The organism is Desmonostoc vinosum, from assembly GCF_059505385.1.
On record NZ_JCACKM010000049.1, the window covers coordinates 1 to 20,193 of the forward strand.

Below are 20,193 nucleotides of genomic sequence, written 5' to 3' on the forward strand. Positions count from 1 at the left end.
GCTTTTGGATACCAGAATTAGAATTAGGTTTGGGTGTGTGGCAAGGGCGCTATCAGGATATAGAACATTCTTGGTTACGTTGGTATAATCAGGCGGGTAACTGGGTGTTGACTCCTGTTGAACAAGAAAGACAACGAACTGAACTAGAAAAGCAACGCGCTGAACAAGAAAGACAACGCACTGAACGTTTGGTAGCACAATTGCGCTCGCTTGGTATTGAACCTGATATAGAATCAAATTAGAAAAGGCGATCGCCTACAACAATCAACCTTAAATTCTGTATCTTTATCGTCCTGGCCTTTACAGGTGCGATTATTGCAGATATCAGTTGTAAATCTTCGTTTTCAGTATACTAGTAACCTATTTTTCAGTAAAATTAGCATATCAAGATTAATTTTAACTATTTTACTAGTATTAAAAATATGAAGTTTACAGACTGGGCGACCAGAGTAATGATTATTTCTCTGATGTTCGCTGCTCTAATTTTGGTGCTATTTCTCGGTAAAGCAGCACAACTACAAAACAATCCAACTGCATCAAACTCAGATATTACAGATTGGAGTCCATATCCCCAAACACAATTGCAACCAACACAAGATAAAAAGAGCAAAACTCCAAGGGTGACTCAATCTCCAAGTCCAACAAGCCAGGTTTTAGCAAGGTATAAAACAACTCAAGCTTTTGCACAATACAGACCTAATTATGAAATTACCTCGGTTCATCCAAGCAACTATGGAGAACGTTATTTTCAAGATATTAACGGCGTACCTCTTAATAATCAACCAATCATAGTACTTCATGAAACTAGCTATTCTGCTTCTAGCGCGATTAATTTTTTTCAAGCACCGCATGATGATCAAGATGTTCAAGCCAGTTATCATACTCTAGTCAAGATAGACGGAACGGTTGTTTATTTAGTACCACCAGAAAAGCGGGCTTTTGGAGCAGCTAACTCTGTGTTTGATGGCCCTGATGGCTTAGAAACTGTCAAAACTAATCCAGATTTACCGCCATCTGTAAATAATTTTGCTTATCACGTTTCTTTGGAAACACCGCCAGACAGTTATGGGAATACCAGTCCACAAACTCATAGCGGCTATACAGAAGCTCAATATAATTCTTTGGCTTGGTTAATTGCTCAAAGCCAAATTCCTGAAGAACGCATTACCACTCATCAAAAAGTAGACCGTTCTGGTCAAAAAGTTGATCCAATAAATTTTGACTTTAATAAGTTCCTGGATTTACTTAATACTTATCGCAAGATTAAACCAATGAGTATTTTAAGGAAATAATCAATTTCAAAATTTCAGCGGTTTTTAATCATTAGACCTCTTGCAAAAGTCGGATACTCGCCGGAAAATAAATTTTCTGGCCGATAACTCAAGTCGGTTTCAACCGACTAATAACAGTATTTTTAGTCCGTTTCAACGGACTTTTGCTATTAGGCAGAGACTTGAGTCTCTGACGGTTTAAGTATTTTTGCAAGAAGTCTATTAGACCTGCCTTAAAAATAGGGATTGGGGACTGGGTGTAAAATCGCTCATATTATGGTGGTTGCTCATTACCCGTTTGAACCATGCAAATTAAAAGCGCAACAGCTTATTACTTGAGCGGGCAAGATTCTGGTTTATATAATGAACGATGCAGGGTTTTGCGTTTAGCTAATTCTTTACCTCTGCGGCCAAGTTGCTCACGTAATTGTTTATCTTTGCATAATCGATTGAATGCTTGAAAAACTTCATAGCCTGAATTGGGATTAACAAGTATGCCATTTTCTTCGTGCCGAACTGCATCTAAAACACTGCCTACGCGAGAAGCAATTACTGGTTTACCAAAGTAACTTGCTTCTAAGTAAACGATGCCAAAATCATCAATATTCTTAGCTTTGGTATTTAACAAAGTCAGCATGGCGAATATATCACAAGCTGTATAGTAGCCGGCTAGTTCAGATTCTGGTACATATCCAGCAAAGTGTACTCGCTTGTCTACTCGCAAGCGATGCGCCCGCGATTTTAATTCCAATTCACAAGGCCCTTGTCCACAAATTATATAGTGAACATCTACACCAAAAGTCAGTAATAAAGGGATGTTGTCTATTAATTGATCGAAACTTTTATGCTTGACTAATTTTCCTACTGAAAGAATCACTATTGCTGTTTCAGGAATATTATAAGCTTGGCGGACGCGGTGACGCAAATCATCAAGATGGTTTTGATTTATTGTAGTGCCAAATTTTTCTGGTCTAACTACTGGGTTAATTACGTGAGTTGGAGTATTTAAACGGAAAACTGCTCTAAGGTAATCTTGAGTATAAGAACTATTACAAACAATTCCTTCAGCTCTATGAAGTGTTAATTTAAATAGCGATCGCAGTATGGGATTGCTTAAAGCACAAACAATGTCGTTCCCGTGCAAATAAATAAAAAAACGGATAGGCAGCAAATAGCTTAATAGTAATAAAGCAGGAAAATCATAGCCATGACCCCACTCAATATAACGATAGTGATAGCGGAGATAGAGTCTAATTGCTAGCACAAATGACCATACTATATTGAGGAAAGGTTGGAATATATTACCCACCAAGCTACTTAACAAATATCTAGAGTGTGGCCAACGATATACAGGAAACTTTTGCACTTCATCAAATAATTTATCTCCTGCACAACCAGCTGTCAGTACAATAACTCGTTCGGGATCTTGGAGGCAGCGGCTATAAATATATTCCCCAATTACAGCCCCTTTCGGCAAAAATATCCGAGATATAACCAGAATATCTGGGTATGCTGTTTTCTCTCTGATTGTTGCTGTCAGTTGAGAAATATGTTCCATAATAACTTGAGATAATTATGTATCGAATAACTTTTAACTAGCTCATAAAATTATCAAAGCTTTCAAGCACCCTCTTAATATTTTATTTAATTTTGTGACTATTCAAGATGTTTATTGGATTAATTTTTTATTTTATTTACTAAAATTTAAAAAGCCTTATTATTGATTTTCTAGTATTAAAAAAACTTATTAACAAGATGAATAATAGCTACAAGTGATTACTTTTAGCTAGATTGTAGAAATTATTTCTTGTTATTGCGATCGCAAGGAAAATTGAGCTACTTCTAATAGGTTATCGTGAATTTTATGTGTGATTGTGCCAAAATGCCAAAAAGTGTTTGCGTATGATGAACTTATTGCAGAAGTTAGCAAGAAGATAAATCTGCAAATATCAAGATTAATATTAAGGAAAATCTTCTCTTCCTGCGTTTAACATTTGCCTTAGTTCATGTAAAATTATTACACAAGTAATCCGTAGGGCGAACGCAGTAATTTAAATTACTTAATAATACTGGTCAAAAAGTTGCCACTCCATATAATTGATTGAAGATGATGAGTGGTAAATGCAGAATTGTTGAATAAATACTAGTACTTTACTAGCAAATGCTTGAGCATTGCCTCTAGGATAAATGACTAAAACTTTTTCCCTGTGTCTTGAAGATTATCGCAACAGTATTTGAAAATTCAGTCAAAATAATTACAAAAAACGAAAATTATCCATATAACCCAAAATTCCACCCCAAAAGGGCTGGGTCATGATAATGTCAGTGACAAACTTGGTTTTACCATGACAAATAACAAAATGAAAATTTGTATTGTTGGTGCAGGTGCGATTGGTGGTTATTTGGGGGCAAAGTTAGCACTAGCAGGTGAAGCAGTAACGCTGATTGCCCGTGGTTCGCATTTAGCAGCAATTCAAAAACATGGACTGAGACTATTGATGGCAGACGGTTCCAGCAAAATTGCTATGCCGACATTGGCAACTAACGATATAGGAGAAGCAGGGGTACAAGATGTAGTCATTTTAACTGTTAAGGCTCACAGTGTTTTGGCGATCGCTCCCTCTCTACCTTCTCTCTATGATGCTCACACAATGGTGCTGACAGCCCAAAATGGGATTCCTTGGTGGTACTTCCGCAAGCATGGTGGTGAGTATGCAGGCACACGCATTCAAGCTGTTGATCCAGATGGGATAATTGAGGCTAACATTGGTGCTGAGCGAGTGATTGGTTGTGTTGTTTACCCAGCTACTGAGATTATAGAACCAAGTGTTATTAAGCACATTGAAGGCGATCGCCTCACTTTGGGTGAAATTGACGGGGTAAAAACAGAACGCATCCAGTTGTTAGCACAAATTCTTAAACAAGCAGGATTCAAAGCACCAATCCGCAATCAAATTCGCACTGAAATTTGGATTAAGCTGTGGGGAAATCTAGCTTTTAACCCAATTAGCGCCCTGACTGGTGCTACTCTAGAACGGATTTGTCAGTATCCCCTTACCCGCGAATTGGCGCGACACATGATGATGGAAGCCCAAGCCATTGCTGAGAAATTGGGTATCGATTTTGGTATCACCTTAGAACAGCGAATTAATGGGGCACAAAAAGTCGGTGCCCATAAGACTTCCATGCTACAAGATATCGAAGCTGGACGCCCAACAGAAATAGACGCGATCGTTGGGGCAGTGGTAGAACTAGGAAAACTGACTTCATTACCCACACCCTATATTGATGCTATCTATGCCAGCGTTAAGCTATTAGAAACAAAGCTAGTCAATATCTAGCCCTTATTTTTAGGTAATGATTAATAAAAATTTTGTCGTGAGAACTAAGATTTATGTTTCTTCATTACTTGTAGGTAAATTTAGCGATAGAAGTTTAGTAAACAAAAAGGTTGTAGAGTGCTTTGAAAATGCGATCGCCCAAAACTTTTCCCTTCAGTTTGATTTTAGCGTTGATTATTTTTTTCCCAATGATAACTTTTCAACATCCTGAACCGATCATACCTGTTTTGGGTTTTCATGGAATTATTGATAGTAAAAATAATATGTTGCGATCGCCCCAAGGAGAGATGGATTATCCCAAACAAGATATAGAAAAACTTTTAGAATATTTTATTACTCATAACTACTGGTTTTTAACCACTCAAGATTTATATGATTTTTTCTTAAACAAATCTCGAAAAATTCCTACAAAGCATAGAAATCAAAAACCAATTATGATTTCTTTTGATGATGGATATAAAACAATACATACAAGTTTTTTTCCTATTTTATCTAAACTGCAAAAGAAATATGGTAAAAAAGTAAAAGTCGTTTTATTTATCAATCCAGGTACTTTAGCTACTTCAAAAAGCATTGCTTCAACTCACTTAGGATGTCGAGAGTTGAGAGAAGGTTTACGAAAAGGGTTTTATGATATTCAATCCCATGGCTTAAATCATGAAGATTTAACGAAACTCTCTCGTTATCAATTAGTTAATGAACTCTTACAATCGAGAAGTCAACTGAGAAAATGTACTCATGATTTAGATCCAGATGACAAAGTTGCTGCTCATTTTGCTTATCCATATGGAGCATATAATAAACAAGTAAAAAACTACACATCCAAATATTATTTGTCGAGCTATTTATACAACGATGAAATAGTAAATTATGGCTGCTTAAAAAATAACTATGAAATTCCTCGGTTAATGGTAAACCGTCAAAAATCAACTAAACAGCTAATTGAAATAGTGGAAAAAGTTGATTGGAAAAAGAATAAAGAAAAATGCTAATAAAAGGGAATATAGAGAAAACTGATTGCCCATAAAGAAGTTTAGCGTAACGGCTGGCATTAAACGTAACATTTATAACTCAGTAAGATATCATAATTACAAATCAAGTAAACTTCATGCTTGAAACAGCTAATTAAAGGAGATGCATCAATGTCAAACATTTTAAGAATTAAAGAAGATGTGGGCGATACTACTTTTAAGCAAGCACCAAAACAGGTAAAAGACTTGAAAAAATCTGATCTAACATACGTAGCTAAAGCAGGTGATTTATTTTTTGTCTCTGGTGTTGATCGCGGTTCTCGTGATTCTAAAAGTGCAAATTATTATGGTGGCGATCATTGGAAAGTCACTTTTGAAAAACCGCTTCAACCTAGAGAGGGTGGAACCCCAATATCAACTTGGTTTGTTTATCAGGGTCATGCAGAAGAATATCGGCTTGTAAAATAATTTTAGTAGTGTTAAATATAGTCCCACTCAAAATACTAGCAAATTTTGAGTGGGGCTTATACTTATACCCTGGTTAGCCCTAACAGTCGTTTCTGCTTTCCTATTGGTCGATTGACCTTATAGCTGGTTTGTACAACACATTAAAACCTCCAATTTTCCTAAAATTTTCCCTAAATTCTTTCAGCTGCTACATCCAATTAGATGATTTTTCGTTAAGCTGTAAGCGCTAATATTAAGTTTTATCGAGCGTGTTATGCACTGGTTATTATCTGGGCCGTTGAGTACACAGAGATTGACGGTTAAGATTGCAGGTTTGCCTGCATCATTACAAGGTAAGAAACTGGTGCAGATGTCAGACTTTCACTATGATGGTTTGCGACTATCAGAAGAAATGTTAGAACAAGCGATCGCAGTTAGCAACCAAGCTAAACCAGATTTAGTTTTATTGACCGGCGACTACGTAACCGCAAATCCCGCACCAATTCATCAACTAGTATTAAGACTTAAATATCTGCAAAGTCGCTATGGTATCTATGCTGTTCTTGGTAATCATGATATCCGTTACCCAAATTCAAAACCCGAAATTACGGCCGCTTTGACTAGTATTGGAGTTCATGTTCTTTGGAACGAAATCGCCTATCCTCTAGGAAAAGAATTACCACTTGTCGGACTAGCTGAATATTGTTCAAAAGAATTCAATCCTGGTTCGGTAATGAATCAACTAGACTCTGCTAAACCCTGCATTGTTTTATCTCATAATCCAGATACTGCGGAGATACTACAAGCATGGCGAGTAGATTTGCAATTATCTGGTCATACTCATGGGGGTCAAATTGTCATTCCTGGAATTGGCCCAGTGGTGATGTATTACAAAAAAATAGTGCAAAAAATACCTTTAAAAGTACGCTGTCGGATACCATGTTTACGACGGTCATTCGCTGCGGTTAGACATTGGGAGTGGTCACAAGGTTTACATCGGCTAGGAACAAATCAGTTGTATACCAATCGTGGTTTGGGTACTTATCTTCCAGGACGCTTATTTTGTCGTCCAGAAGTTACCGTAATCACGCTACAACGTAATTCGTAATGACGCTCCTTCGGACGCTCGTACCTTGCTATCGCTGCGAAGCGCGTAATTCATAATTTTGAATTTTTTATTAATTATCTGTCTCCTTGAGAGTAGCCGCATAGGCGGCGCGTCACCCCCTACAAATAAAACAAACACTTTCTTCCCCCACTCCCTGTATTTCTTGAAAGTTTATGACAGAAATTATTGCAACCCTTTAAGATACATTTTGATTTTTGGTAAGCTGTAAGCGCTGGTATGAGGAGTATCGGTTACGCTATGCACTGGTTGTTTACGGGACGTTTAAGAGTTGATAAATTAACGGTTAAGATTGCAGAACTTCCAGCATCTTTACAAGGTAAAAAACTAGTACAGTTGTCAGATTTTCACTATGATGGTTTAAGGTTATCAGAAGCAATGTTAGAGGAAGCGATCGCAATTACTAACGAAGCTGAACCAGATTTAATTCTCTTAACTGGTGACTATGTAACTGATGACCCGACGCCAATTCATCAACTAGTATTGAGACTTAAACATCTGCAAAGCCACTGTGGGATTTATGCTGTTCTTGGCAACCATGATATATACTACAGTCATTCTCAAAAAGAGGTGACAACGGCATTAAATAGTATTGGTGTGCATGTACTTTGGAATGAAATTGCTTATCCACTAGGCCAAGAATTACCACTAATAGGATTAGCTGATTATTGGTCACGAGAATTTAATCCCGCACCAATTTTGAATCAATTAGACCCTGCTATACCTCGCATCGTTTTATCCCATAACCCAGATACAGCCAAAATACTCGCACAATGGCGAGTAGACCTACAACTATCTGGTCATACTCACGGTGGCCATATTGTTATTCCGGGTTTTGGGCCTGTGGTTTTTTACTATAAAAAGCTGCTGAAACTAATTCCGAAAAAACTACGGCGTTGGGTACCGCTTTTACTAGGAGACTGCACTAAAGTCGTGCGATATTGGGAATGGGCACAAGGATTTCATCAAGTCGAAAAAAATCAATTGTATGTAAATCGGGGTCTAGGAACATATCGACCAGGACGACTATTTTGTCCACCGGAAGTGACTGTAATTACTATAATTTAAACAACTCACGCCAGAAACCGCCGCAAACTACGATGGATACGTATCAGTAGTTTGGGGCGGTTTCTCAAAGAGGCAATGATTAAGGAAGATTGAAGAATTCAGAAGTAACTAACTCAACTAAGGTGGACAGTACTCGCAATCTATCTACTGAGAATTGCACATCCTTAATTCCAACTAGGCAGGCATTTCTGGCTGTGCGTTTAAAAACCTCCAAACAACTTAATTAACTCAAGGCGAAAACACATTCAAAGGATGCCACAATACCAGGAGCGATCGCTATACTATTAGAGCAGGAGGCACAGGCTCTAATTTGAAGGTTTTGGTTTAACTCTTAACCTTTTTGTACCTTGCTTTTAATCTAGCACCATGTTTGTTCAGCAACACAACATATTTACCAAACTTGAATAGCATTAATTTATCGCAACAATTTGGAAATTTTTCTTAAGACTGGGGACTGGAGAGCCTTATATAGAGTTACATCAATGCTCCTCTATTGAAAATAAGATAGAACTTCGTAAAAGATCAGTGCAAGAATACTTCTTATACGATCGCTCCTTACCCCACAAAAAATTCCTGTGTTAGAAGCTTGCATATTCGCAACAATACTGTGCGGATTTTTTGGCATCATCCTCAAAAAGAACCTGGTGATGAAAATCATCTCTATGGATGTCATGAGTACAGGGGTCATCGCCTATTACGTACTGATTGCCTCAAGAGATGGCTTATTTACACCCATTGTTTCTGATCTTGCCAGTGTCAAAGATGGCATTTACTCTGATCCTGTTCCCCAGGCGGTCATACTGACAGCCATTGTGATCGGCTTTTCGATTCAAGCTTTGATGCTGGTCGGTGTGATGAAACTTTCACGGGATAATCCGACTTTGGAAAGCAACGAAATCGAGAAGAATAATACGCCATGAATACCATTTCGATTGCTTGGATTGGACTCCCGTTTTTTGTGGGGTTCCTGATTTATCTCATTCCGAAATTGGATCGCTACCTGGCAATGGGGATGGCTGTTGCTTCTGGCGTCTACGCTTTGCTGCTATTTACCGAACAAGCACCGCTGACACTGCAACTCCTGGATAATTTCGGTGTCACATTAGTCATTGACCAGTTAAGCGGCTACTTTATCTTAACCAATGCGTTAGTAACGGCCGCAGTCATCCTTTACTGTTGGCAAACTGGTAAGACGGCTTTTTTTTATGCACAGACGATCATTTTGCATGGCAGTATTAACGCCGCGTTTGTCTGTTCAGACTTTATCAGTTTATACGTAGCGCTAGAGGTGAGCGGGATTGCGGCGTTTTTGTTGATTGCCTATCCTCGAAGCGATCGCTCAATTTGGGTTGCTTTGCGCTATCTTTTTGTCAGTAATGTGGCGATGCTGTTTTATTTGGTAGGCGCGGTGCTGGCGTATAAGGCAAATCACTCGTTTGGATTTGCTAGTTTGCGCGGTGCGCCTCCAGAAGCACTCGCCTTGATATTTTTGGGACTCTTGGTAAAGGGAGGCATCTTTGTATCGGGGTTATGGCTACCGTTGACTCACTCCGAATCGGAAACGCCAGTGTCGGCCATGCTGTCGGGAGTTGTGGTCAAAGCTGGCGTCTATCCGTTGGTACGTTGCGCTTTGACTTTGGATGAAATTGATCCCATCATCAGAATCTTCGGAGTTGGCACTGCACTTTTGGGAGTGTTCTACGCCGTCTTTGAAAAAGATACTAAGCGGATGCTGGCGTTTCACACGGTTTCACAGTTAGGCTTTATCCTCGCTGCACCCGTAGTTGGGGGCTTTTATGCACTGACACACGGTTTGGTCAAATCGGCACTCTTTCTCATATCTGGAGCTTTACCTAGCCGCAACTTTCAGGAATTGCAACACAAACCAATCAGTACACCTGTGTGGATAGCCCTCGTTATGGCCAGTTTCTCAATATCGGGCTTTCCTATGTTATCCGGCTTTGGGGCGAAGGTGTTGACGACAAAGAATTTATTGCCCTGGCAAGTGATTGCCATGAATATTGCGGCTTTAGGAACTGCTATATCGTTTGCCAAATTCATCTTTCTGCCGCGTGGAGGACAAACAGATATACGTCCTGGTTTTTGGCCACCTGTAATTTTGTTGATTGGTGGACTGATTGCCGCAAATGTTGTGTATTTCGATGCCTATACTGTTGCCAATATCATCAAACCACTGGCAATCATTGGCGTTGGCTGGTTGGCGTATCTGGTGATTTTTCAGAAAACAATACTTAAGTTACCGCGTCTGCTTGAGCAATTTGAGCATCTGATTGGTGTGATGAGTCTAATGTTGATCCTACTCTTCTGGATGGTATTTCCATGATTGGGTACCTGAATCTGATATTACGACTGGTGATTTGGTTTCTGCTCACCGCTAACCTGAGTGTGGCAAATATCATCATCGGTATTACGATTGCACTGCTATTACCCCACAAACACAAAGCCACAGGAGTATTAAGGGATTGGCTACGGGCGTTGGCTGAGATCATCGTGGCCATTCCGCAGGCGTATATCGAGGCATTTGAAATTATCTTCCGTCCGCATAACGAAGAAGATATCACCATCGAGAGAGTCAAACCACGACGGACACCCGGACTTATATTCTTGGATATATTTCTGATTACCTTTACACCAAAAACTATTGTCTTGAAATACAACGAGGATGGCTGGTACGAAGTACACCGGGTTCGACGGAGGAAAAAGGCATGAACCTAAATCTGGTACTGATTGCAATGATTCTAGCCCTACTCATTCCCATCTACGAGGCATGGAAGGATGATGATACCTGGCAGAAGATGTTAGCCTTTTCGAGTATTGCAACTAAGACATCAGTCATGATTCTGGTGGTATCTGTCTTGCGTGATGATTGGATGATCGGTGTTGTTGGGGTCATTATCCTGAGTGTGGGGAATGCGGCATTAATGCTGTTGGCACATGTATTGAAACGAATGAGTGAAATATGATCAACCTGCTTAGCTATACCTGCATTGGTGTAGGAATCTTTTTCTGGTTTTGGGGAACTTCTCACCTCCTTGGTAAGCGATCGCTATTATTCAAACTGCATAGTCTTTCGGTTGCAGATACACTCGGCTCGATGAGTATCATCTTCGGATTACTTCTGAAGATCCCCAGCGAATGGCCGTTACTAATCCTGGCTATTATCTCCCTAGCTATCTGGAATACGATGCTGGGATATGTGTTGGCATACTGTTCCAGTAGCGGAGATAGCGATGATTGATAGCTATATATATGTAATTATTGCTTTGCTACCATTGGCTGCATCAATGTTGGTACTCCAAGCGAATCCATACCACGCTTTGGTAATTCGTGGCATCCTGGGAGCGGTAGCAGCATTGGTATATTCAGTTTTAGGAGCGGCAGATGTTGCTTTAACTGAGGCATTGGTAGGGACGATGCTCGCAATTACTCTCTATGCGGTTGCGGTGCGCTCATCGCTAGTAATGCGTCTAGGCATACTCGAAGACACATCGATTGAATCTGATGATAAGAACCATTTTGAGCAACTCATAGATGACTTGCGAACCATCTTCAGCAAACGCCACATGCGCCTGGAATTAGTCAGCTATACAAATGCCCAAGCTTTGCATCGAGCGCTGATGGAAAAAGAAGTTCATGCAACTTGTGCGCGATCGCAACACACCGATCAAGCTGGGTATGAAAAGCAACCATATTATACTTCTATTAGGGTGCAACGCATCTATGAGATTATCCACAAGGAACTTTCCTCACCAGGGACAACCATAACATATGTCAATACACCAGACTCAGGGGAGAAACACTGATGAAATGGTTATATATTTTAGCAGGTATAGCACTATATGTCAAAATGCTCGTCATTCCCAACCCAGCACCAGACTTTGCAGTCTCGATTGTCAAAGCAGTAGTGGAAGATAGTGGAGTGCCTAATGCGGTTTCAGGTATCATTTTCAGAAATCGTTTGTACGATACTATTTTTGAAGTGGTGGTGTTTACAATTGCCATCTTGGGTGCCAATTTTCTGCTAGCAAATGAAAGACCCTCTTGTGCGATTTATCAGTTCAAAGATCAGCCATCGATTGTTTTGGCGCGTTTAGGGGCGACAATTACCGCATTGGTGGGTATCGAGTTGGCAATTCGCGGACATCTGAGTCCGGGTGGTGGTTTTGCGGCTGGGGTGGCTGGTGGAACGGCTATTGGTCTTGTGGCGATTACCTCATCACCAGAGTGGATGCAGGGAATTTATCAACGTTGGCACGCTGCGGTATGGGAAAAGATTTCGGTGCTTATTTTCATTGTCTTGTCGGTGATTACTCTGGCTGGTATGGAATTACCCCACGGGGAATTGGGCACACTTTTTAGTGGCGGGGTTGTGCCTCTGCTTAATATCCTTGTCGCTGTCAAAGTTGCGTTGGGATCATGGGCAGTAATTTTGATTTTTATTCGTTATCGTGGGTTGTTGTGATAGGTCTAAGGAAAATATTTCTTCCCCACTCCCCACTCCCCACTCCCCATTCTCACCGATGTAACCGGAGAAAATTTTTGATTTTTTGACACAACCTCTGTACAAGCGGTTGAGGTCTTGATGCATGTCTTGATGGTCTTGACCGTGGAGAGTATGCGTAAGTAACATTTTGTTCTAGCTGTGCGGCTTTTTCTAAATCTGAAGTCGCTCGATGTTCGTATCCTAGTTGAGAGCAAACTAACCCACGATATTTGTAGGCGTCAATATAGCGAGGGTTGAGACGAATCGCTTTTGTGAAATTGGCGATCGCTTCTTGGTATCTGCCTTCACTGACATCCTCTACTCCCCAATTATAAAAGGTTTCGGCATCCCAACGATTGACGGATACTTTTGGGGAATCTGCACGCGGCGGTGGATTTGGCGAAGTTGGTTCTTCAGATTTGATTTGGTTATAAGCGATATTAATTGTTTTAATTTTTTCTTCGGCTTCCCGTTTTTGCTGCTCATCAAAAAAGCGATCAGGATGCCAAATTTTAACTAATTTACGGTACGCTCGTTTAACTTCTGCTGACGATGCACCAGGTTTTAGTCCAAGAATTTCATAAGCATGATTGATATCGAGGCGATCGCGCATACTGAAGAAATAAGCAACTGTGTAAATCTATGTTAACTTTTCCTGGAAATCTTCTTCAGTTGACCCAAACGCCACATAGCGGCTACCACTGGGATGGTAGTAGTCGTCGCTTTTTTGAAGGTTGGTATTATCGCGTCATTATACCAGAAATTCAGCAAACATTTGCTTTCATGTACTCGATTGAAGACCCCATCGGTGGTAAACCCTACAGTGGTGGTGCGGCCCAAATTCTCGGCCCTAATGATGAATATTTATGTCGTACTTTTCCTGATGTCACCAAGTTTTGGGGTAGTAAAGATGTTCTAGGTTTGGGTCATTGGGGCCAAGCCGACTTAGATGTCCCCCCTTTCTACTTGTTACCCGCAGAGTTTGAGCGTCATGTGCAAGAGGGTTATCAAGCAACAGCTACTTTAAATCAAGGAATAATTAGCGATCGCACTACTGGTAATTATTGCCGTTGGCAGTATGAAATTCAACCAATATACGGTTGGGGCAATCAAGATAGTATGCAACAATCAACTGCTGGTTGGCTATCGTTTTTACCGATTTTTGAGCCAGGATGGCAAATTTTGATGGCTCACGGCTTAGCTAGCGGCCAAATAAACTGGAATGGCAAAATTTACGAATTCATCAATGCCCCAGCTTACAGCGAAAAAAACTGGGGTGGCGCTTTTCCTCAAAAATGGTTTTGGCTAAATTGTAATGCCTTTGAGAATGAACCAGCCTTAGCATTAACCGCTGGTGGCGGTAGACGTGGTGTACTGTGGTGGATGGAATCAGTCGCCATGATTGGCTTGCACTACCAAGGTAAATTCTATGAATTCGTTCCCTGGAATTCGCAAGTAGAATGGGAAATTCAGCCTTGGGGTAGATGGCAAATGCGCGCTCGCAACCTAGACTACGAAATCGAGTTGACAGGAGCGACGCACCTACCAGGTACACCCCTGCGTGCGCCAACAGTAAACGGCTTAGCATTCTGTTGTCGAGACACCATGCAAGGAAAGTTAAATTTGGAGTTGCGAGAACTAAGTCCAAAGAAATCTAAAATAATCCTGAAAGCACAAAGTTTTCTCTGTGGATTAGAAATAGGCGGCGGCCCATGGGACAACTCTTGGCAGTCCCACTAAAACTGCTATAATCCTATACGTAGCACTTTTATGGGGCTGTAGCTCAGCTGGATAGAGCGAGCGCCTCCTGAATAATCGGGCACTATAAGGGAAACCTTATGAGTGAATGTGGTCAAATTCAAGGAAGCCTAAGTCTGCTAAAAGATAAGGTAATCTTGAGCCAAGCTCTACCTAGTTTTGGTAGAGAAGGTGCAGAGACTGGTTTTAAGGAGAAAAGCAAGATAGACTATCATGTCTTATCAAAAGTAGAGCAAAGAGGCATTTTAGCGGGAATGTTATTAGGTGATGGAAAAAGAAGTGAAAAAAACTTTTTTATCCAACATTCATCTAAACAAGAAGATTATCTTTTTTTTAAAAAAAATCTTCTAGAACAAATAACAGGAAAGCCAGTGAATGCCCGACAATGGAATACAAATGAAGGCTATAGCTTGATTCGCATAGATCCTAAGTTGATTCCCATGACAAGAGTGTTAGTTAAGAAGCTGTATAAGGCAGGAACTAAAACCATAACTAGAAAGTTCCTTAACTTATTAACACCGCATGGAATAGCTATATGGTTCATGGATAATGGCTCTAAATCCTTCAAGAAAAAAAACAGTAAAATCCATGCTCTTGAAATCACCCTAAATACTTACATATCCAAGGAAGAAAATGAGGTGATCATCTCTTATTTTTCTGAAGTATGGGGATTTAAGTGGGGATTAAATAAAAGTAGGGATTGTTATCGTTTACGAATGGGGACTCAAGAAGGGAAAAGATTTTTTTCATTCATCAGTCCTTATATCCAGGACAGTATGCTCTACAAAATAAAAATCTCTTAAAACATAACGGCCACCACCTAAAGGTTAGCAGCCTATGGTGAAGGTATAGTCCAGAGAGTGGGGAAACTCACACAAATCTGAAGCGCTAGGTCGCCGGTTCGAATCTGGCCAGTCCCGTCGGGTAAATAATTCGTAATTCGTAATGACGCTCGTACCTCGCTCTAAGCGAAGCTATGCCATTCGCCCTTAGCGTCTCCTTTAGGAGAAGGCTTTACGCTGCGAAGTGCGTAATTCGTAATTACGCTTTGTGATGGATATTTAAAGCCCAGCACAAAACAAGCAATTCTTGAGGGATGGGGTTTTTAAACCCCTTTTAGCTGTATAAAAAATCAAGCAGTTAAAAAAGTTTGATGGATTATCCTCTATACGTTAGGATATTGCATCAGAATCTCAGTAAGTGTTTGCGGCGACTAGCTTAAGCGCGTTGCAGCGAAATTTAATTTGGATTTGAGTAGATTCTGTAAAAGTTTGCTACTCTATTGTTGTTTTTCTTCTAGCAATAAGAAATACCAATCTAATTCAATTAATTGTTATCGAGCCTTGAATAAGCTGTTATTTAAAAATAAATCTTTGCGGTTGATGGCTATTGCCTTACCGTTTTTGGTGTGGTGGGGGTACAAAGAACTACATAACCATTTTGTCCAGCCGCAAGCGATGTTAGTATTGGGCGGTTCAACAAAACGTTTAGAGCGAGAAAAGTTTACAGCCGAACTCGCTCGTAAACATCCAAATATACCAATTTGGATTACTGGTGGTAGCCCACAAAAATTCACCAAACAAGTGTTTGCTAAAGCTGGCGTTGATCCCAAACGTTTACACTTGGATTATGAAGCAGTAGACACTGTGACTAATTTTACGACGCTAGTAGATGATTTACAATCTCGCGGCATCAAGAGCATTTATTTGATTACTTCTGACTACCATATGCGTCGGGCTTGTGTTATTGGTGAGATTATTTTGGGTAGCCGGGGTATTGAATTCAAACCCATATCAGTACCTTCTGGGGCTTCAGCTGAACCAATCGAAAAATCTATCCGTGATGGAGCAAGAGCAATACTTTGGCTAGCAACTGGTTACACTGGTGTAAATGAAGATAAAAATAAATAATGAGAGGGAACAGGGAAAACTGAGTTGCCTAAATTTAGCAAATTTAAATAATTAATCGCGATCGCTAAACTAGAAACGAGAAATTAAACGATATTTTTAGATAAATCTCCCCGATAGGAACTCTAAACGAAGAAGGTGCATAAACCGATTAACAATTTTTTCTCTTCCCATCTCCTACTAAGTACTCTGTAACCTCCGTAGTTTGTGGCAAAAAACCGCTCCAAATTCCCCGACAATTTGATACCCTAGCTTAAACAGAATTGAGAAAAGTTAAAGCGTGGACATTCAACTTGGGCGGGGAAAAACAGCTCGTAGAGCCTACGGAATAGATGAAATTGCACTAGTCCCTGGTAAAAGAACGCTCGATCCGAGTTTGGCCGATACTAAGTGGCAAATTGGTAATATTGAGCGAGAAATTCCAATTATTGCTAGTGCGATGGATGGTGTCGTAGATGTGCGGATGGCTGTACGTTTATCGCAGTTAGGAGCATTGGGCGTCCTCAACCTAGAGGGTATCCAAACTCGCTATGCTGAGCCAGACCCGATTTTAGATCGGATTGCCTCTGTAGGGAAAGACGAATTTGTCGCTCTCATGCAAGAACTCTATGCCGAACCAATAAAACAGGAATTAATTGAGCAACGTATTCAGGAAATTAAACAGCAAGGCGGTATTGCGGCGGTAAGTGCTACCCCAGCAGGTGCAAGTAAATATGGTGAGGTAGTAGCCAAAACTGGGGCAGATTTATTTTTTGTACAAGCAACGGTAGTTTCTACAGCGCACCTCTCACCAGAGTCTCTAGTACCCCTCGATTTGGCAGAATTTTGTCGTTCTATGCCTATTCCCGTAGTGTTGGGGAATTGCGTGACTTATGAAGTTACTTTGAATCTGATGAAGGCAGGGGCGGCGGCGGTACTAGTGGGAATTGGCCCTGGTGCGGCTTGTACCTCTCGTGGTGTGTTGGGGGTAGGTGTGCCACAGGCGAGTGCGATCGCTGATTGTGCCGCCGCACGAGATGATTACTATCAGGAAACTGGTAACTACATCCCGGTGATTGCTGACGGCGGTTTAATCACAGGCGGCGATATTTGCAAATGCATCGCTTGCGGTGCTGATGGAGTAATGATTGGTTCTCCCTTCGCTAGAGCCACCCAAGCCCCAGGACGAGGTTATCATTGGGGCATGGCAACACCCAGCCCTGTACTGCCACGTGGCACCCGCATTCGCGTTGCTACCACAGGTACCTTAGAGCAGATACTCATCGGCCCAGCAGGGTTAGATGATGGCACTCACAATCTTTTAGGAGCCTTAAAGACCAGCATGGGTACTTTGGGAGCCAAAAACATTAAAGAAATGCAACAAGTTGAAGTTGTGATTGCTCCCTCTCTCTTGACCGAAGGCAAAGTTTACCAAAAAGCTCAACAGCTAGGCATGGGGAAATGAGGGAGCGGGGGCCTTGAGTTCCCCATTCCCAAAGAAATTTTCCAGCCCCTTAAACAATCGCTGGAAAATTCACATATGTCGCCTACAATAGAAGTAGCGGAGACGCATGTTTCCGTTCACTCCTCACACCACACTCCGCCCGGACTACTGTTCGGGCGGTTCCTTATGTTTGTAAATAAATTCTGTTTCTTTGTAAATGTACACCTTCTAATTCCAAGCTGGCGTTTTTGCTATGGTAGAATTTTCACGAAACTCAGATAGAATTGGCGAAGGTTTTAGGCATGTCAGCAGCCGCACAAGTTACGGATTCTACTTTTGATCAAGAAGTACTCGGAAGCGATGTACCCGTTCTAGTTGATTTTTGGGCACCCTGGTGTGGCCCCTGCCGGATGGTAGCTCCGGTTGTAGATGAAATTTCCATTCAATATGAAGGGAAATTAAAAGTTGTGAAAGTCAACACTGATGAGAATCCTAGTGTTGCCAGTAAGTACGGTATCCGTAGTATTCCCACGCTCATGATTTTTAAAGATGGACAAAAAGTTGATATGGTAGTGGGTGCCGTGCCTAAAACTACATTAGCTAACACTCTGGAAAAGCATCTGTAAAACTCAATTGGTAATTAAACACTCTTGAGTTATTAATTTACTCTAGATTTCGGTGAATATTTGTAAACAAGTCCAAGAGGCGCGAACTTCGCGCCTTTGTAAAACTTTTTGCAGTTTTCAATAGGGCTAACCCTTTGTGTAAATTCCAACTTAACAACTCCATCAATCAATTTAGTTGCTTTGTATTAAGAACGATTTCGCACTCTAGTGGACTGACAAAACTAAAATATTGCAATAGAAAAGGTTCTTATTAGTTGCGCTACCCTGCGGTAATACTCCGCGAACAGCGCCTTCTTAAACCACAAATCCAATGCACTATTTTACCTGTGTCAGTTCAGTAGGGCGTGGCAATGCTGTATTCAAGGGCGAAATCCACTCGACCAAACGAAATTTGGGGTAGTTAAAGTAGCAAATAAATTTTAATAATTAAGTAATTACCCTAAGTTTATATAAATCATGAGTCTGCAAAGCTGTTAGTAAATTGCAACTAAATTTAGGTAAAATGTAATGCCATTGTTCCGGCAGTTCTCATGACCACATCTGCGTCGTTTGACACATTAGAGGCTCTCCAGGCGGATATCGCTGAATTGATTGAACACTTGCCGAATTTAAAAAATCGGCAGTTTATCAAACAGGCACTCGCCACCATAGTGCGTCTTGCTGATAGCGAGATTGATCGTCTCGATTGGAAGATCTTGTCAGCATCTTTAGCAGACATGGAGCGAGGTTTTCAGCTCTTTCATGCCTACCGACACGTCCGCAAAGTTACTATTTTCGGTTCTGCTCGTCTAGCGTCGGATACACCTGAATATCGCATGGCCCTTCAATTTGGTCGCGCTGTTTCTCAGTTGGGATTTATGGTGATGACAGGCGGTGGTGGTGGAATTATGCAAGCAGGCCACGAAGGTGCTGGTAGGGAAAATTCTTTTGGTTTAAATATTCAGTTGCCTTTTGAACAGCAAGCCAACCCAATTATAGAGGGTGATCCTAAGCTAATTCACTTTAAATATTTCTTTACCCGTAAACTGTTTCTCCTTAAAGAAAGTGACGCTGTAGCTTTGTTTCCGGGTGGTTTTGGTACACAAGATGAAGCATTTGAGTGCATGACATTAAGCCAGACGGGTAAGTTTGGCCCTGTGCCTTTGGTTTTAATCGATCATCCTGGTGGCGACTACTGGCTGTCTTGGAGTGAGTATATCAATCAACAGTTAGTGCAAAAAGGTCTTGTTAGTCCCGAAGATCCCAGTCTTTACACGGTGACAGACAATTTAGATGTTGCTTGTGATGCCATTACTGGTTTTTACAAGGTATACCACTCAAGTCGTTATGTTGGTGAGCAATTGGTTATCCGCCTGACAAAAGATTTATCAGATTCTGAGGTAGAGCAACTAAATACCGATTTTAGCGACATTCTCGTTAAAGGACGGATTGAGAAAAGTCAGGCATTACCCCAAGAAGCCCAAGACGAGAGCGTTGGGCTACCTCGTCTGATTTTATACTTTAATCAACGCGATTTGGGACGCTTGTATCAGATGATTGCAGCAATTAACCAAACGGGTATTCCTTCATCTGAAGCCGCAGCACATCCAGAAAGGAAGTAATTGACGTACTTTCCCACAATTGAACAAAAATGTTGAGCGCAGTCCCTACCTATAACGAAGTTTAGGTAGGGTTAGCGAAACCAATATAAAAAGCGCAGCAATAACCTTACTCTAGCTTTTTTTAGTTCTGCACATATTCAATAGACCTCT

Annotated in this window: 22 protein-coding genes and 1 pseudogene; 21 read left to right on the forward strand and 2 right to left on the reverse strand. The window is 40.9% G+C overall.

Annotated elements, in window-relative coordinates:
* The 3 genes and pseudogenes from AC5JMF_RS08550 to AC5JMF_RS08560 all read left to right on the forward strand — a co-directional run.
* Positions 1–242, forward strand: a pseudogene (locus AC5JMF_RS08550) (hypothetical protein); the annotation flags it as partial.
* Between the two features lie 180 nt (positions 243–422).
* Positions 423–1,292, forward strand: coding sequence for an N-acetylmuramoyl-L-alanine amidase (locus AC5JMF_RS08555; RefSeq protein ID WP_495795277.1), 870 nt, complete (start codon positions 423–425; stop codon positions 1,290–1,292).
* A 40-nt stretch (positions 1,293–1,332) separates the two neighbouring features.
* Positions 1,333–1,473 carry a hypothetical protein gene (locus AC5JMF_RS08560; protein WP_495795278.1) on the forward strand — a complete coding sequence of 47 codons (141 nt, stop codon included), beginning with the start codon at positions 1,333–1,335 and terminating at the stop codon, positions 1,471–1,473.
* A gap of 129 nt (positions 1,474–1,602) precedes the next feature.
* Here AC5JMF_RS08560 and AC5JMF_RS08565 read toward each other — a convergent pair whose 3' ends face one another.
* Positions 1,603–2,829, reverse strand: a complete 1,227-nt coding sequence (locus AC5JMF_RS08565) for a glycosyltransferase family 4 protein (protein WP_495795279.1) — start codon at positions 2,827–2,829, stop codon at positions 1,603–1,605.
* Between the two features lie 787 nt (positions 2,830–3,616).
* Here AC5JMF_RS08565 and AC5JMF_RS08570 point away from each other — a divergent pair.
* The 12 genes from AC5JMF_RS08570 to AC5JMF_RS08625 all read left to right on the forward strand — a co-directional run bounded on the left by AC5JMF_RS08570 (position 3,617) and on the right by AC5JMF_RS08625 (position 12,707).
* Positions 3,617–4,612, forward strand: coding sequence for a 2-dehydropantoate 2-reductase (locus AC5JMF_RS08570; RefSeq protein WP_495795280.1), 996 nt, complete (start codon positions 3,617–3,619; stop codon positions 4,610–4,612).
* Positions 4,613–4,740: 128 nt separating this feature from the next.
* Positions 4,741–5,604, forward strand: coding sequence for a polysaccharide deacetylase family protein (locus AC5JMF_RS08575; protein WP_495795281.1), 864 nt, complete (start codon positions 4,741–4,743; stop codon positions 5,602–5,604).
* Positions 5,605–5,754: 150 nt separating this feature from the next.
* A complete protein-coding gene (locus AC5JMF_RS08580) occupies positions 5,755–6,051 on the forward strand; it encodes a hypothetical protein (protein WP_495795282.1) in 297 nt (98 codons plus the stop codon).
* A gap of 253 nt (positions 6,052–6,304) precedes the next feature.
* Complete coding sequence (locus tag AC5JMF_RS08585; RefSeq protein WP_495795283.1) at positions 6,305–7,138, forward strand: metallophosphoesterase; 834 nt, start codon at positions 6,305–6,307, stop codon at positions 7,136–7,138.
* Between the two features lie 258 nt (positions 7,139–7,396).
* Positions 7,397–8,224 carry a metallophosphoesterase gene (locus tag AC5JMF_RS08590; RefSeq protein ID WP_495795320.1) on the forward strand — a complete coding sequence of 276 codons (828 nt, stop codon included), beginning with the start codon at positions 7,397–7,399 and terminating at the stop codon, positions 8,222–8,224.
* Positions 8,225–8,799: 575 nt separating this feature from the next.
* The gene (locus AC5JMF_RS08595; protein ID WP_495795284.1) at positions 8,800–9,144 is read left to right on the forward strand and encodes a cation:proton antiporter subunit C; all 345 of its coding nucleotides are present in this window, start codon (positions 8,800–8,802) and stop codon (positions 9,142–9,144) included.
* Positions 9,141–10,568 (forward strand): cation:proton antiporter, encoded by a 1,428-nt coding sequence (locus tag AC5JMF_RS08600; protein ID WP_495795285.1) that lies wholly within the window; start codon positions 9,141–9,143, stop codon positions 10,566–10,568. Before AC5JMF_RS08595 ends, AC5JMF_RS08600 begins: the two co-directional genes overlap by 4 nt.
* On the forward strand, positions 10,565–10,954 hold the full coding sequence (locus AC5JMF_RS08605; RefSeq protein ID WP_495795286.1) for a Na+/H+ antiporter subunit E: 390 nt from the start codon (positions 10,565–10,567) through the stop codon (positions 10,952–10,954). Before AC5JMF_RS08600 ends, AC5JMF_RS08605 begins: the two co-directional genes overlap by 4 nt.
* Positions 10,951–11,208 (forward strand): hypothetical protein, encoded by a 258-nt coding sequence (locus AC5JMF_RS08610; RefSeq protein WP_495795287.1) that lies wholly within the window; start codon positions 10,951–10,953, stop codon positions 11,206–11,208. The genes AC5JMF_RS08605 and AC5JMF_RS08610 overlap by 4 nt, the downstream gene beginning before the upstream one ends.
* Positions 11,205–11,483, forward strand: a complete 279-nt coding sequence (locus AC5JMF_RS08615) for a monovalent cation/H(+) antiporter subunit G (protein ID WP_495795288.1) — start codon at positions 11,205–11,207, stop codon at positions 11,481–11,483. The genes AC5JMF_RS08610 and AC5JMF_RS08615 overlap by 4 nt, the downstream gene beginning before the upstream one ends.
* Complete coding sequence (locus AC5JMF_RS08620) at positions 11,476–12,048, forward strand: DUF4040 domain-containing protein (RefSeq protein ID WP_495795289.1); 573 nt, start codon at positions 11,476–11,478, stop codon at positions 12,046–12,048. Before AC5JMF_RS08615 ends, AC5JMF_RS08620 begins: the two co-directional genes overlap by 8 nt.
* Complete coding sequence (locus AC5JMF_RS08625; protein ID WP_495795290.1) at positions 12,048–12,707, forward strand: Na(+)/H(+) antiporter subunit B; 660 nt, start codon at positions 12,048–12,050, stop codon at positions 12,705–12,707. Before AC5JMF_RS08620 ends, AC5JMF_RS08625 begins: the two co-directional genes overlap by 1 nt.
* 52 nt (positions 12,708–12,759) lie before the next feature.
* Here the strand turns inward: AC5JMF_RS08625 and AC5JMF_RS08630 are convergent, their stop codons facing one another.
* Complete coding sequence (locus AC5JMF_RS08630; protein ID WP_495795291.1) at positions 12,760–13,341, reverse strand: J domain-containing protein; 582 nt, start codon at positions 13,339–13,341, stop codon at positions 12,760–12,762.
* 29 nt (positions 13,342–13,370) lie between these two features.
* Here AC5JMF_RS08630 and AC5JMF_RS08635 point away from each other — a divergent pair, with 29 nt between their 5' ends.
* The 6 genes from AC5JMF_RS08635 to AC5JMF_RS08660 all read left to right on the forward strand — a co-directional run bounded on the left by AC5JMF_RS08635 (position 13,371) and on the right by AC5JMF_RS08660 (position 20,043).
* Entirely contained in the window at positions 13,371–14,468 is a 1,098-nt protein-coding gene (locus AC5JMF_RS08635; RefSeq protein WP_495795292.1) for a tocopherol cyclase family protein, read from the forward strand.
* A gap of 98 nt (positions 14,469–14,566) precedes the next feature.
* The gene (locus AC5JMF_RS08640) at positions 14,567–15,289 is read left to right on the forward strand and encodes an LAGLIDADG endonuclease (protein ID WP_495795293.1); all 723 of its coding nucleotides are present in this window, start codon (positions 14,567–14,569) and stop codon (positions 15,287–15,289) included.
* A 579-nt stretch (positions 15,290–15,868) separates the two neighbouring features.
* Positions 15,869–16,396, forward strand: a complete 528-nt coding sequence (locus tag AC5JMF_RS08645) for a YdcF family protein (RefSeq protein WP_495795321.1) — start codon at positions 15,869–15,871, stop codon at positions 16,394–16,396.
* Between the two features lie 277 nt (positions 16,397–16,673).
* On the forward strand, positions 16,674–17,837 hold the full coding sequence (locus AC5JMF_RS08650) for a GuaB3 family IMP dehydrogenase-related protein (RefSeq protein ID WP_495795294.1): 1,164 nt from the start codon (positions 16,674–16,676) through the stop codon (positions 17,835–17,837).
* 281 nt (positions 17,838–18,118) lie between these two features.
* Positions 18,119–18,442 carry a thioredoxin gene (gene trxA / locus AC5JMF_RS08655; RefSeq protein ID WP_495795295.1) on the forward strand — a complete coding sequence of 108 codons (324 nt, stop codon included), beginning with the start codon at positions 18,119–18,121 and terminating at the stop codon, positions 18,440–18,442.
* Between the two features lie 530 nt (positions 18,443–18,972).
* Positions 18,973–20,043, forward strand: coding sequence for an LOG family protein (locus AC5JMF_RS08660; protein WP_495795296.1), 1,071 nt, complete (start codon positions 18,973–18,975; stop codon positions 20,041–20,043).
* The last annotated feature ends 150 nt before the right edge of the window (positions 20,044–20,193 follow it).

What these genes read in the sequence shown, in the direction of transcription:
- AC5JMF_RS08555 (WP_495795277.1), top strand. Translation starts at nt 423, where the DNA reads ATGAAGTTTACAGACTGGGCGACCAGAGTAATGATTATTTCTCTGATG.
- AC5JMF_RS08565 (WP_495795279.1), bottom strand. Translation starts at nt 2,829, where the DNA reads ATGGAACATATTTCTCAACTGACAGCAACAATCAGAGAGAAAACAGCA.
- AC5JMF_RS08570 (WP_495795280.1), top strand. Translation starts at nt 3,617, where the DNA reads ATGACAAATAACAAAATGAAAATTTGTATTGTTGGTGCAGGTGCGATT.
- AC5JMF_RS08575 (WP_495795281.1), top strand. Translation starts at nt 4,741, where the DNA reads ATGCGATCGCCCAAAACTTTTCCCTTCAGTTTGATTTTAGCGTTGATT.
- AC5JMF_RS08580 (WP_495795282.1), top strand. Translation starts at nt 5,755, where the DNA reads ATGTCAAACATTTTAAGAATTAAAGAAGATGTGGGCGATACTACTTTT.
- AC5JMF_RS08585 (WP_495795283.1), top strand. Translation starts at nt 6,305, where the DNA reads ATGCACTGGTTATTATCTGGGCCGTTGAGTACACAGAGATTGACGGTT.
- AC5JMF_RS08590 (WP_495795320.1), top strand. Translation starts at nt 7,397, where the DNA reads ATGCACTGGTTGTTTACGGGACGTTTAAGAGTTGATAAATTAACGGTT.
- AC5JMF_RS08600 (WP_495795285.1), top strand. Translation starts at nt 9,141, where the DNA reads ATGAATACCATTTCGATTGCTTGGATTGGACTCCCGTTTTTTGTGGGG.
- AC5JMF_RS08605 (WP_495795286.1), top strand. Translation starts at nt 10,565, where the DNA reads ATGATTGGGTACCTGAATCTGATATTACGACTGGTGATTTGGTTTCTG.
- AC5JMF_RS08610 (WP_495795287.1), top strand. Translation starts at nt 10,951, where the DNA reads ATGAACCTAAATCTGGTACTGATTGCAATGATTCTAGCCCTACTCATT.
- AC5JMF_RS08615 (WP_495795288.1), top strand. Translation starts at nt 11,205, where the DNA reads ATGATCAACCTGCTTAGCTATACCTGCATTGGTGTAGGAATCTTTTTC.
- AC5JMF_RS08620 (WP_495795289.1), top strand. Translation starts at nt 11,476, where the DNA reads ATGATTGATAGCTATATATATGTAATTATTGCTTTGCTACCATTGGCT.
- AC5JMF_RS08625 (WP_495795290.1), top strand. Translation starts at nt 12,048, where the DNA reads ATGAAATGGTTATATATTTTAGCAGGTATAGCACTATATGTCAAAATG.
- AC5JMF_RS08630 (WP_495795291.1), bottom strand. Translation starts at nt 13,341, where the DNA reads ATGCGCGATCGCCTCGATATCAATCATGCTTATGAAATTCTTGGACTA.
- AC5JMF_RS08635 (WP_495795292.1), top strand. Translation starts at nt 13,371, where the DNA reads ATGTTAACTTTTCCTGGAAATCTTCTTCAGTTGACCCAAACGCCACAT.
- AC5JMF_RS08640 (WP_495795293.1), top strand. Translation starts at nt 14,567, where the DNA reads ATGAGTGAATGTGGTCAAATTCAAGGAAGCCTAAGTCTGCTAAAAGAT.
- AC5JMF_RS08645 (WP_495795321.1), top strand. Translation starts at nt 15,869, where the DNA reads ATGGCTATTGCCTTACCGTTTTTGGTGTGGTGGGGGTACAAAGAACTA.
- trxA (WP_495795295.1), top strand. Translation starts at nt 18,119, where the DNA reads ATGTCAGCAGCCGCACAAGTTACGGATTCTACTTTTGATCAAGAAGTA.
- AC5JMF_RS08660 (WP_495795296.1), top strand. Translation starts at nt 18,973, where the DNA reads ATGACCACATCTGCGTCGTTTGACACATTAGAGGCTCTCCAGGCGGAT.